4 protein-coding genes are annotated in these 13,236 nt (G+C 65.4%); 2 read left to right on the top strand and 2 right to left on the bottom strand.

Annotated features, from left to right (window positions below; translation table 11 throughout):
- The first annotated feature begins 4 nt into the window (after positions 1-4).
- Complete coding sequence (locus tag ACFPZ3_RS59940; protein ID WP_379523403.1) at positions 5-904, top strand: phosphotransferase enzyme family protein; 900 nt, start codon at positions 5-7, stop codon at positions 902-904.
- 532 nt (positions 905-1,436) lie between these two features.
- On the top strand, positions 1,437-1,778 hold the full coding sequence (locus ACFPZ3_RS59935) for a histone-like nucleoid-structuring protein Lsr2 (protein WP_379523402.1): 342 nt from the start codon (positions 1,437-1,439) through the stop codon (positions 1,776-1,778).
- 702 nt (positions 1,779-2,480) lie between these two features.
- Here the strand turns inward: ACFPZ3_RS59935 and ACFPZ3_RS59930 are convergent.
- Both ACFPZ3_RS59930 and ACFPZ3_RS59925 read right to left on the bottom strand, forming a co-directional pair.
- On the bottom strand, positions 2,481-2,783 hold the full coding sequence (locus tag ACFPZ3_RS59930) for an ankyrin repeat domain-containing protein (protein WP_379523401.1): 303 nt from the start codon (positions 2,781-2,783) through the stop codon (positions 2,481-2,483).
- A gap of 171 nt (positions 2,784-2,954) precedes the next feature.
- Positions 2,955-11,729 carry a DNRLRE domain-containing protein gene (locus ACFPZ3_RS59925; protein WP_379523400.1) on the bottom strand — a complete coding sequence of 2,925 codons (8,775 nt, stop codon included), beginning with the start codon at positions 11,727-11,729 and terminating at the stop codon, positions 2,955-2,957.
- Between the last annotated feature and the right edge of the window lie 1,507 nt (positions 11,730-13,236).

The following is a 13,236-nucleotide window of genomic DNA, read 5'->3' as shown; positions in this document are numbered from 1 at the left end:
GCCGATGACCGCTCCGCCACCGGCCCGCGCGTGCAGCCTGCTCGGCCTGGACGCCCGAAACGCCCGGCTGCTGCACCATCGCGCCAACGCGGTCTACCACCTTCCCCGCCCCCGCCTGGTGCTGCGGCTGCGGCACGCACCCGGTAACACGGCCGTGCTCGCCCGCGCCCACGCCGCTGTACAGATCACCGCCGTCTTGGCCGGGCAGGGCTTTCCTACGATCCGACCGGTCGCCATCGACCAGCCCGCCACCATCGACGACTGGATCGCCACCGTCTGGCATCACGTCACCGGCACCACCCAGAACCGACCCCAGCCAGAGCACCTGGCCCAACTTCTGCGCCGGCTCCACCACGCGGACATACCGGTGACCGCGTCCACCCTCCAGCCCCTGGGCAGTCTTCGCGCCGACCTCACCACCCATCCCGACCGCACCGGCCACAGCCCTGCCGGCAGCGTGCTCACCCGAGCGCAGCGGACCTGGCTCCTGGACCGCTGCACCTGCATCGAGGCCGCCTACGCCGGACTCGACCCGCCGCTCGGCTACGGGCTGATCCACGGCGACGCCCACACTGGCAACCTGTTCGCCGACCAGACCCGCTGGCTCCTGGGCGACTGGGACTCCACCTCCTGCGGCCCTCGCCTGCAGGACCTCATCCCCACGATGATGGGACACCACCGCTTCGGCCGCCCCCACACGCGGTGGACCGGCTTCTGCCGCACGTACGGCATCGACCCCGAACTCGAACATCACCCCGCCGCACACCTCCTGCGCGCCGCCCGCGAAGTCCGGTCCCTCGCCGCCTACATCCGCTCCGCCGACCAACCCGCCATCGCCCTCGAACTCCAACGCCGACTCAACTCATTGATCGACGGCACCCCTGCCATCTGGCACTCCGTATGACATATGTTGCGGTCGCGGCGCTGAGCCACGAGCCTGAACAGAAATTCAACACAGCAGGCTTCATTGCCATTGGCTGAAGAAATAGGAGACCGACGCGACCATCGGGTCGAGGGATTGGAGGATCAGCCGGTGAGGGCGACCTGGCGCAAGCGACTTTCGCGCTCACAAGGGTGCGTCGTGCTGGAGTTGAAGTGTCGTCCGAGCAGCCCGCGGCAGCGCCCTGGACGGACACTTGCGCCCCGCGCTCTGGCGTGTGGCTGGTGAAATGAAAGGGCATGGCTCGTTCCAGCATTGAGGCGTGCCTTGGGGGTAGGTGGCGTTTCTGGGATGTTGGCTGCCGGGTTATGAGCCGAGATCTTGTCCAGGAACGCCGGTCTCTCCAACCGTGGGCACTGGGCTACCTAGGCGAAAAGGACTGGAGCACCGCGTCGGCACACACGGTTCCTTTGCGTAGGCACGACATCCCGGGGGATGCATGATGTGCTGAAGAGGGCTACAGTACTCGAACCTGAGACGTGATTGGAGCACCCGAATGGCGAAGCGTATTGTTCAGTCTTTTGTCGATGACATCGATGGCAGCGATGCCGAGGGAACCACGAGGTTCACTCTCGACGGGACGAGTTACGAGATCGACCTGTCGGGCTCGAACAGGGGGAAGTTGGAGAAGGCGCTCGCCCCCTATATCACCAAGGCTCGCGCGGTCCGTGCCGACAGGGGCGTTCGCGGACGACGCGCAGGCTCTGGTTCTTCTCGGGCGGTCAGCCGTGAGAAGTCCACGGAGATCAGGCAGTGGGCCAAGGCTCAGGGCCTGCCGGTGAGCGAGCGAGGCCGCATAGCCGCCACCGTCGTGGAGAAGTATGAGGCAGCCCACTGAGAGCATCTCGGCTCCGAGTAAAGTCTCGTCGGTGAGCGTGAGGACTCCGCTTTTCTTCAGCTCACGACAGCAGTTCGCACGCGTGCTAGACACGGTGACCGTTCCTGCTTGCCCGCCTCGGTGAACGGGTGCACGTTCACCGCGCCGACACACCGGGTCCCATTGGCGAAGACGATCTGGCCCGCTTGAGCAATCTCGACGTCCCCGGCGGGGCCGCTGGTTCTCTGGCCGCAATGCTTGCGGGCCAGGCGCTCGCCGCTGCTCGGCCCCAAGGTTAGCCATGCGCTCGCTGCTCCGCTGTCGCGGCACTGCTGTGGTCATTCCAGCGCGTGCGGTACTCCCTCGGGCCACCCCAGTTGTGAAATCCTCCGAGTTTCCGGATGGCAGAGGTTGCTCATCGGGAAGCCGGCGGCAGTCACCGACGGGACTCCAAGCATCGGAATGGTGCGGGGCACGGCCAACCCTTCCGCATTCCTGGGCCCGCGCGTGGACTTCTGTGGCCTTTGTCCAGGTTGCATGAGCGACTGCAGAATCGTTACAGCCGACACGACCAAAACCGCAGCTCACAGGCTGTGGCGAACTGTCATGGCCCTCGGTGTTACCTATCTGACATCTTCGCTTCTGTTCGGCCTCGCCCCCTGACTAGGCATAACGCCTGGCCGAGGCCGCAGCAGAAGGGGCCGCAATGCGCCGAATCGCGCTTCACGCTCGTCCTTCTCTGGCGAGCCACGCCTTCATGATGTCAGCGGCGAGCCAGTGACCAATACGCTCGGCTTCAGAAAGAATTGACCTGCCCTTGATGAGGTGTAGCGGATCGGCGCCTCTGGCAAGGAGATAGGCAGTTACGTTGACCTGCAAAGGATTGCCTGTTTGGGCATGACTGTCCCATTCAACGTCGATCGCGTGCCGAAGGAGCGTCCATCCATTATGGCAACCCTGTTCGTCTTCCACATCGTGACCCGCGTCAAGCAGATCACGTAGTTGAGAAAGGTCCTCGAATTCCACTGCGAGGTGCGCTGGCGAGTCCGTCAACTTATCTCCTATGAATGACTTCCAGGTCATCACGTAACGTGGCGACCCTCACCCGGTCATGGTACTCAAGAAGCGAAATCAATGCAAGAAAAGGGCGCCCTGCTTCCGTTGGTTAAAATGGAAGCAGGGCGCCCGCCTACACGACTATCCCGTCGAGACGTATACCTTGATGTTTGGGAAGCGTTTCATGAATTGCGCAAGAACACCCGTGCATTCCGAGCAGACAATGCGTTCGGAATATATTTTGAGAGTGCCGGTCGAGTTTTTATTGAGCGATTTGGCGAGCTTCTCGAGAATCAACCACTCCGAGTCGGACTGCTTCCAGCCTCGGTCGAAGATCGGATCGTCCGGCATTCCTACCGACCCTGGATTCTGGTGTTCTCCGCTGACGCCGATCAGTTGGCCATTCGTACCGTCGATATCGAACTCGGCCACCGCGACATTTCGGGATTTCCCTACGCCGTTGGCCTTGTTCGCTCGATACCCTGCCGCGATGTCCTTGAGCGAACAATTGCTGTTGTGAACAAGGACGGACGCCGCATCTGCCACCACATAGTAGGTGTGCGCATTGGCGACCGTCATATTGTGTACGCGCTGAACGGCAGTCCACCGCTTTATCGCCTTGACCTGAACGTAGGTGCCCGCCGACGTACGCAGCCACATGCCTGGCTTGAGCTCTCCGGCGTCGACCCATTTCCGCAGTTCGGGAACCCAGAACGGGTGACGATCCGTAGCGATCAGCGTGCCGATCCGGTCGCCAGTGTCGATGCTGATCTGGACGAGATGCTTATCGCCCTTGCTGGACATGATCGCCGTGACGAGCTCGGCTCGCGTCTCACCGGTCTCTGGATCGGTTGCGAGGACCTCATCACCGACCTCGACCTCTTCGATCGGCTTTGACGAGCCGTCCGCCATGACTACACGGGTTCCCGGAACGAAACTGTTGCAGGGTTTTGCTCCCGGCTTCATAGGCCTGATCGTGCCGGGTTTCACAGGGAGCACCCATCCGCCCATGGGCCCTTCCATGATGCCGTCCAGAGGCGAGACACCACCCCGCTCGAGGCTCTTGTCGACTTGTTTGGCAGAGTCGCAGAGATAGGTGACATTGCCATTGCAATACATGTTCTCATTGAAACCGCCTTGCGGTTTCGCTATCTTCTCCAGAGCCTTGACAACCTTATCGACCGCTTCTCGGATTTCGCGGTAGGCGAAGTTCGCGATCATCTGGTCGTGGCCCCTGCGGTTCTCCTTGTTCGCCGCCGCTATGTCTTTGGCATTGGTTGGGCAATTTACACCCGGCTGACAGTGACCCGGACGTGGCTCGTGCCCATCGAGTTCGACGCCGTTGATGGGATTACCACCGGCAAAGGCGTAGCGGTTGGCAGTCCATGGGTCGAGGCCCAGGGCGAGGTCGTCGAGGGCGCCGTCGTAGCTGTCGAGGTTGAGGAAGCGGTTGAGGCCGGGGTTGTAGTCGCGGAACCCCATGTCGTACATGCCGGAGGAGTTGTCCCAGCGCTTGGCGTTGTAGCGGTAGGGGTTGTACTCCTCCTTGGCGGTCGGGTCCACCGGATCGGGCTTGTCGACGCCGGTGAAGAGCTTGTCGTCGTTCTTGCCGTAGGCGGTGTAGCCGTAGGTGGCACGGGTGTCACCGGAATCGCTGGTGATTTGTTCGACGTCGGAGTGCGGGTTGTAGCCGTAGTAGGACGGCTCCTCCGTCCCGTCGATCTTCGCCTTGACCTGAGATAGGCGCTCACCCCACGGCGAGTATTGGAAGGATTTGGTGAGTTTGCCGGCCACCTCTTCGTCCAAGACCTCGCCGGACAGGCCGAGGTAGGAGTAGGCGGTGGTCTTGGCAGAGGCGGTACCTTCCTTCTCCGTTTTCGACGTTGTCCTGTTGAGCGGGTCGTAGGTGTAAGTCGTCACCGTGCTCGTGGCGCCGTCGGTGCCGAGCTTTTCGTGCCTGGTGACGTGGTCGAAGCCGTCGTAGGTGTACTTCTCCCAAGTCTTGCCGCCGCCCTGGACGGTGCGCAGGCGGCCGTAGGGGTCGTAGGTGTAGGTGCTGGTGGCCCCATCGGTGATGGAGGTCATCAGGCGGTTGCGGTCGAAGGTGAAGGTGGTCTTCTTGCCGAGCACCTCCTCTTCCCAGACGTTGCTGTTGGCGTCGTGGGAGTAGATCTCGGTCTCGACCGGGCCGCCGCCGGTGGGGGTTTTGACGGTTTTGGCGATGCGGTCGCGGGGGTCGTAGGTGTAGGCGTAGTCGTGGTCGAGGTAGGCGCCGGCGTTGTCGGCGTTCTGGATCTTGGCGTGGTCGCTGGCTCGCTGCAGGTTGCCCTGGTAGCCGATGGTGTGCTCGGCCACCACGGCCGCGTTGGGCTTCTTCTCGATCGAGTGGCGCAGGACGCCGGACAGGAAGTAGTCGTACGTGACGGTGTTGTTGTTGGCCTTGGTCTCCGTCAGGCGTTCGGCGCGGGGGGTGTAGGTGTAGGCGGTGGTCTTCGGCGCGGGGTCGGTGGCGCTCTTCTTGTTGACCACCTGGTTGACCAGGTCGCGCACGTCATAGCCGTAGGTGGCGACGGTCTTGTCGTGGGTGCGGACGGTGACGGCGCTGTTCTCGTTGTAGTCGTAGGTGGTGGTGTTCTTCAGGGCGCCGTCGAGTTTTTCCTGGATCTGGTGGATCTGATTGAGGTTGGTGTAGGCGATGTCCCACAGGTCGATCTTGGCCGTGGGGGAGTTGTCGTCGATCCGGGTCAGGTTGGCGTTGGCGTCGTAGGTGTAGGCGAAGTCCTTCTTCTCGGTGTCGCTGCTGCCGCCGGTGTCGCGGACCAGCTTGACGGCGTCGGCGGCGACGGTGCCGTTGGCGGCGTCGGTGAGGGTGATGCTGTGGGCGGTGCCGGCGGTGAAGGTGTAGGAGCCGAGCTCGACCCAGGAACCGGAGTTCTTGGTCTGGTCGACGACCACGTCGTCGGTACCGCCGTCGCGGTTGATCGTGTATTCGGCGTTGGTGGCGGTGGCGCCGGAGGGGTACCGGACGGCTACCTTGTAGGTGCCCGCGGCAGGGGTGGTCAGGTTCCAGGTGAAGCTGCTGGTGCCGGTGCCCGCGGGGGCGGTGGCGTAGTCGTAGCCGACAAAGCCGGTGGATGCCGTGACCTGCGGGCCTGTGATGTTGGAGGCTGAGGTGGTGCCGGAGGCGAGTGTCCAGCTACCGGTCGAAGTCACCTGGCCGGTGTCGGAGTTGTCCTCCAGGACCACGTCCAGGCCGAGCGGGACGCCGTTGTCGGAGTGGGTCTTGAGCTTGCCGTCGGGGTGGTACGACCAGTCCAGCGCCCGCTGCGACGATCCGCCCGCGCTGGTGACGGTGCGGTTGGTCTGCAGCCCGAGCTGGTTGTAGTCGTAGGTGGTCTTGATGTCCCAGGGGTCGGTGGTGGTCTTGGCCCAGCCGTTGTCCCAGTAGGTCATCGTGGTGATGTTGCGGATGGTCTGGCCGTGGGAGGGCGGGGCGGAGATCTCCTTCAGCCGGGACACGTCGTCGTAGGCGTACAGGACCGAGTCGGGCTTGTTGTAGACCGGGTCGTTCTTGTCGTAGGGATAGATCTCCTCCGACGGGCGGTTGAGCTTGTCGTACTTAGTCTCGGCGACGAAGTCGTCGGGGTCGTCGGCGGTCTCCACGCCGCGCGGAGTGATAGTCCTGGTCCTGTTGCCGACCGGGTCGTATGCGAAGCGGGTGGTGACGTACTTGATGATGCCGCCGGTCTGGGAGTGCGGGACCTTGGTCTCGATCACGGCGCCGCGCTCGTCGTAGGTGGTGATCGACTGGTTGTTGTCCTGGTCGGTCTGCGTCACGGGCAGTCCGTCCAGGTCATATTCGACCCCGGTCTGGTAGCCGGCTGCATCCTTGGACGTCTTGAGCTGGTGGTTGAGGTCGTAGGTGTAGGTGGCGGTGTAGTCGCCCGCGTCGGCGGTGGCGTTCTTGCGAGGGTCGATGACCTTGGTGGTGTTGCCGACGTCGTCGTAGGTGTAGGTGATCTTGTGTTGGTCGGCGTTGAGGACGTCGGTCAGCTGGTAGATCGGGTCGTACTCATACGTGGTGGTGAAGTCGGCCGCGCTCGCGCCGGACACGTTGCCCTTGGGCTCGGTCTGGGTTTTGAGGTTGCCAGCCAGGTCCCAGGTGAAGGTGGCCTTGCGCTCCGGGCCGCCGGTGGTGTCCTTGGGCAGCACCGATTCCTTGAGCTGGTCGGCCGCGTCGTAGACGGCGGTGGCCACGGCGCCGTTGGGCGCGGTGGTCTTGGTGACGTTGTCGTTGCGGTCGTAGACCGGTGCCGGGGTGGTGATGAGGACCGGCGGAGAGGCGTCCTGGTCCTTGGGGACCTTGGACTCCAGTGGGCGTTTGAAGAGGTCGTAGGTCTGGGTGGTCTTCTTGCCCAGCGCGTCGGTCACCGACAGGACATTGCCGCGCACGTCGTAGGTGGTGTTGGTGACCTTGAGGTTGGCGTCGGTGATGGTCTTGGGGTAGCCGGACGGGTCATAGTCGCCGAAGCCGGTGGCGTTGAGGTTGGCGTCGGTCGACTTGACCAGCTGGCCGAGCGGGTCGTAGTCGTAGGACGTGGTGTAGTCGCCCTGGGCGGGTGTCTGGACGCCGATTGGGTCGGTGACCGTCTTGAGGTTGCCGTTGGCGTCGTAGCCGAACTGCCATGTGCGGAGTTCTGGGGAGGTCTTGGAGTCGAGGTCGGCGACGTAGCCGTTGAAGTTGGCCGGGGCCTGATAGTGCAGGACGGTGGGGCGGGTGCCGTTCTTGGTGGCCTCGGCGTCCGTGATCGTCAGCGGGTAGCCGGTCTTCTGGTCGTACTCCCACGTGCTGATGGCGCCGTTGGCTTCGGTGAGCCGCTCCACGTTGTGGTCGGGGTCCCACTGCAGGACGGTGTCCTCGTTATTGGCGTTGGTGATCTTCTCGGGGCGGCCGTAGGCGTCCAGCACGTATGCGGTGGCGTGCTGGAGCGGGTCGGTCACCGTGGCGTGGATCATGGCCTCGGTCGGGCCGTCCGGGTCCACGTAGTCGAACTTCGTCACGCCGTCGAGTCGGTCGGTGAGGGTCTGGATCTTCCACAGGTCTTCGGGGTCTTCGGTGGCGTCGTAGTAGTCCAGCTCGGTGGCGCGCTGCTGTGGGTTGTTCGGGGCTTCGGCGTAGGCGCGGGGGTCGATGACCGTGACGAGTTTGACGTTCTTGTTGCCCTGGGTGGCGTCGTAGCGGAAGCCGAACGTCTTGGCCTCATCGTCGCCGGCGCCGTCGATCATCCGGGCCATCAGGCCCTTGTCGGTGTAGGCGAAGGTGACCGTGCGGCCGGCGATGTCGGTGATCGAGGCGACGTTGTCGATGATGTGCGGGTTGGTCAGCTTGGTGTCGGCGACCGGCTGCCAGGTCCCGTCGTCGATGTAGGTGTAGTCCTGACCCTTGGCGTAGTAGTCCAACGTCAGCGTCTTACGGCCGGCGGCGTCGGTGATGTACTGCAGGAACTTGGTCGGCTTGTTGTTGGACTTGCGTCGCTCGTAGGTGAACGACATGGTGTTGCCGTTCTTGTCCACGATCGCCGACTGGAAGCCCTCCTCATCGAAGAAGAACTGGGTGCGGTCCGGTTTGGTGAACACCCACTGCCGCAGCGGATCCGGCGAGCCGGTCTTCTGCAGGTACAGGTGCACGCCGCGCGGGTGCTTGTACGCACAGTTGGCGGTGCAGGTGGGTGGGTCGCGCTGCCACACGTGGGTGGTGCCGTCGCCGTCGGTGAGTCGTACCTGCTCGGGCCAGGGCTGGCCGGGCGGGTGCAGGTCGAGCTGGGAGCCGAGGCGTTGCAGGGTGGAGGTTTGCAGGCTCCAGCCGTAGCCGAGTGAGGCGGCGCTGGTGTCGAGGCTGTTGTAGGTCATCCGGGCGAAGGTTTGCGCGCCGCGGGAGGGGTTGGAGAAGGCGTTGTAGCTCCACACCACGTTGCCGGCGTACGGGTTGACCAGAGCGGTGCCGCCGGCGCCGGTGTTCTTGCCGGTGTAGGAGTAGAACTTCTCCAGCCCGAGCAGGTCGCTGGTGGGGGAGTCGAGGCGGATCTGCTGCGGCAGTTGCGGCAGGTGGTGGGTGGCCGATTTCCAGTTGTTGGTGACGGTGTCCTGGACGTCCCAGACCAGGGAGGCGGCGTCGGCCAGGTTGCCGGAGTTCAGCACGGGGGCCTTGACCTGTGCCTGGACGGTGACCGTGTCGAGGGATTCCAGGTCGGCGGTCAGCGGGGTGAACAGCTGGGTGGTGCCGGTGATGTCGGTGCCGTCGGGCAGTTTCCAGAAGTAGCTGAGCCGGGTCGTGCCGGCAGGCCAGGTCTCGCCGGTCGGGTTGGTGATCGTGACGGGGATGGTCTGCTGCTCGCCGCCGGCCAGCCGGGCGGGGGTGGCGGGGGCGTGGTAGATCGAGGCGGGGTCGTAGTAGAAGGCCGACAGCCACGCCCGGGTCTCCGGCTCGCCGGTTTCGGAGGAGGTAAAGGTGGCGCCGTTGCCGCTGGTCGGGCAGGCCTTGCTGTTCTCCTGATCAGCGCGGATGAGCAGGCCATGGTTGGTGGCGGCGTCGCTCACCCAGCGCTGGGCCACCGCGTCGAAACCGTCCATCACCGACCAGGTGGAGTCCTCGGACGGGTAGCCCATGTACGGTTCCCCGACGGGGTTGGTTTCATAGTCGCCGCCCGCTTTGCTCCAGGGCGCTCCGGGGCCGGCGTTGGTCCAGGTGGCGGCGGTTTCGTCGAAGGCGCGGGTCAGCGGGTAGGCGTGGAAGCTCGCATCGCTGCCGCGGTAGCCCACCGTGAACAGCCGCAGGCTCGCCTTCACCTGCTGTACGCCGGTGGGGATCACCGAGGTGTCGAACTTCAGCAGCGCCCGGGTGTTGCCGTAGGCGGTGCCGCCGAAGCCCGCCGACACGTTCGGCCGGCCGTCCAGCACGTCGTGACCGGCGGTGGGCCGGCAGCTGGACACAGTGGTGTCGGTGCTGGCCGGGATGGTGGCGCGGGTCACGCCGACGTTCGGCAACCCTTCGCGGATCGCGTTGGACGCCGAGGCCGTGCCATCGTCGCGGACAGCGACAATGCGGTAGACCACATGGCCGGTGGGGACGGCGGAGGTGTCGGTGTAGGAGATCGTCTCATCATCCAGGGGCGCCACCAGGGTGGCGGCCGATGGGGTGAAGTCAGAGTCGGTGCTGCGGTGCACCTGGTACTCCACGACCTTGCCGGGCCCGTCGTACGGCGTCCAGGACAGCTCCGCGCCGGTGGCGTGCACCACCAGCGAGCGGGCCAGCTGCACCGACGGCATGCCGTAGGTGATCGTCAGCTTCGGCATCGGGTGCTCCGGGAAGCCGGCCCCGTACTCGCCGCCGGTGTAGCTCGGCCCGCCGCCCGCGACGCTCTCGTTGACGGCCTTGACCATCACGCCGTGGTTGGGCTTGGAACCGTCCACCCAGCCCCGTACCAGGCCCGTCATGGGATAGGCGTGCCACAGGCTGGCCTGCGGCGGCTGGTAGGTGGCGGTGCCGGCCACCTCGCCCATGGCGGCGTTGATCGAGTTCCAGGTCGCCGTGGACTCCTCCCACGCGCTGGTGACCGCCCGGGCCTCCAGCGGCACCGCGGTGGTGCCCGTGGCGGTCAGCGTCTGGTCGTAGTACAGCCCGAGCTCCGCCTTGTCGATCACCGTCCCGGCCGGCACCACCCCGGCCAGATCGAACTGCACCAGCGACCGGTTCACGCTGGTGCCCGACCGGCCGACCATCAGCCGCAGGTCGTAGTAGTAGTTCGTGGTCGGCGCGGTGGACACGATCGAGACGTCCTTGGAGCTGCCGGCCGCCGGGGCCACCACCACGGTCGGGTCGATCGTCACCGGCCAGGCCCGCTCCGGCGCCGCCAGCCAGGAGGCATCCGCGCTCACCGTGACCGTCACCTGGTCACCCTGCTGGCTCACCGTCTGGCCAGCCGCCGGGGAGAAGCGCTTGCCGGTCGGCGCGGCCGGGTCGTCGGCGGCATCGGTCATGATCGGCTTCGGGATGGTGAACAGCGGCCTGGTGCCGGACGGGGACACGAACGCGATGGACCCGTCCTGGCCGGCCTGGGCTTTCAGCCCGCCCGTGACCGTCAGTGTGAAGGCGTACGACGGTGCCCCGGCCGGGGCGTGGGCGAGCACGATGTTCTCCTTCACCCCGGACGCGCTCACCTCATACACCAGATCCGCGCCGTCGCCGAATGCGCCCCGGTAGGTCACCTTGGACCCGTCCACCTCCGGCGTGACCTGCCGCGGCTCGCCGGGCAGCGCGAACGTCAGCTGCGCTTGGCCCTGACCCACCCGCAGGAGCTTGTCGCTACGCTCCCCGAACCGTGCCATGAACCCGGTCCGCTCCGTGGCCAGCGTGAAGCCGTCTTCGGCGTGCTCGCGCACCCGGGTGTCGACCGGCTGCCATCGGCCGTCCTCGGCCTGGACGTGCTGACGGTCCGGGGAGATCTCCACCTGGCGGCGGCCGTCCGTCAGCTCGAAGGTCTTGCTCACTGCCGTACGCTGCTCGGTCAGCTCCTTGACCCGCTTACCCGGCTCCTTGACCGGGTCCAGCTTCAACGGCGCCGGCGCGCCATCCCGCCCCGGCAATGTGATCTTCTGGGTGCTCGGGCGTATCTCGCCCTTCGGCTCCTCGGCGAACCAGCCCGCCACCGTGCCGGACAGCCAGGAGGACACCCGGGTGATCAGGCCCGGCCCGGCCGAGAGCGCCGACGGCGTCTGGGCCAGCACCGGGGTGGGCGGCGCCAGGGAGGCGAGCAGCGTGACCGTGATCACCACGACGATAGCGCGCCGCCACCGTACGTGACGACGGCGGCGGCGCGACACCTGCTCCGGAAACATGCTGGGGGGTAACGGCGGCACGGGCACTCCACTCTTCGCGCGACCACCAGGGCCGCGGATAAGGAAGATCTAAAGAGCAAAAACGCCGTAATCACGCCATACAACGACATATCTGGTCAATACTCACGGAAGGTGACGTACCTGATTTTCGAACGTGTGGCCGACCATCACCGGAGGACCCCGCCCGCTGCGGAGATCCATCCGACTGTCACGATCTTCCGACACACCGTCAAAGTAGCTGTCCGTAAACAGGGCAGGTCGGCTCGATCATCCGCCTCAGGACCGCGATCAGACTCCCAGCAAACTCACAGCAACCACCGCCACTGCGCATCACCGCGGCGCCGCCAGCTTGACCTGCCCAACAGGTGAACCCGCCAGGCACTCTGGTTCGACGCGCTGACGATGGCGCGACATTCACGCGGCCGAGGAGGATCACTTAGCGCAGGCCGGCCGTAGACATCTCGATCCTGCCGCTTCAACACCCGACCACGACTCACGGAAGACACCCAGCGATCTTTCAGGAACTTCGCCACCGTCCGCTTCTCGGCGCGCGAACTGCGCCAATGGCCACCTCACACTGAGACGCATGTTCGATTAGCACGCTCGGAGGTCTTGACTCGGAACATCACTCATGTCTAGATCAAGTGCGAACTTCTGTGAATCAAGGAGGGCACCGTCCATGGCCGCCGAACCTCGAACCCGGTCGTGACCATCCAGCCGACACCTCCACCCGCCACCCGAGCGGAGCGCACGGCACAGACGCTGCGCATCGCCACCGTCCTCACCGGCATCCTCCATCTCGTCCTCGCCACCGTCCTGCTCGGCATCCCCGCCAGCACACCCACCCTGGACCCCATTCCCGACGCCGACGAGGCCCCCACCCACATCCCGGCCGCGCTGAACCTGCACCGCGCCGCCACACCTATCGGCTCCGCGACCCCACCCCGCGTCCGGCGAGTGGCAGCACCTGCCAGCGCGCCCACGCCGACACGCACCGCCCCGCCCACCGCCCCACCCCGGGCGAGTCCCACCGCCACCCGACCCACCCGCCGCACCTCCGCAACATCGCACGCCCACGCCGCCACAAACGCAGACACACCTGCCGCATCCGTGACACGTCACCCCACGGCCGCCCCCAGCCTCCACCCGACAATCTCCACGACCCCGGCCCTCGATCCGCCCGACACCACCCCCTCCGCCCGGGAGCACACCCCTCCGGGACAGACCAGAGAACCCCCCGGCCAGACCGCGGAAAAGACGCACGGCCCCAAGAATGAACCCGCCCCGCAATCGTCGGAAGCCTCGGACAAAGTCGAGAAGAGCTTGTCACTTCCGGGGTTCTGCCAAGTCTCCTGTGGTAGCTAATCCGAAAATCGGACAGTAGCTAGGCAGGCGTCTGTGGCCCGCCGATGAACATCCCCCTCACCGACGAAGAACGCGCTGCAGTGGACGATGGCCAGGCTGTGCTGGTCGCGTCCTCGGAGGACACTGTTGGCGAATCTAGTAGTGATCTAGGGCGGTCGTAGCC

The sequence above is a fragment of the Nonomuraea insulae genome, assembly GCF_042656245.1.
This window is presented reverse-complemented; position numbering and strand designations above follow the sequence as displayed.

Bases quoted from the DNA above. Each gene is read 5' to 3' on its own strand.
- ACFPZ3_RS59940 (WP_379523403.1), top strand. From the start codon at position 5: ATGACCGCTCCGCCACCGGCCCGCGCGTGCAGCCTGCTCGGCCTGGAC.
- ACFPZ3_RS59935 (WP_379523402.1), top strand. From the start codon at position 1,437: ATGGCGAAGCGTATTGTTCAGTCTTTTGTCGATGACATCGATGGCAGC.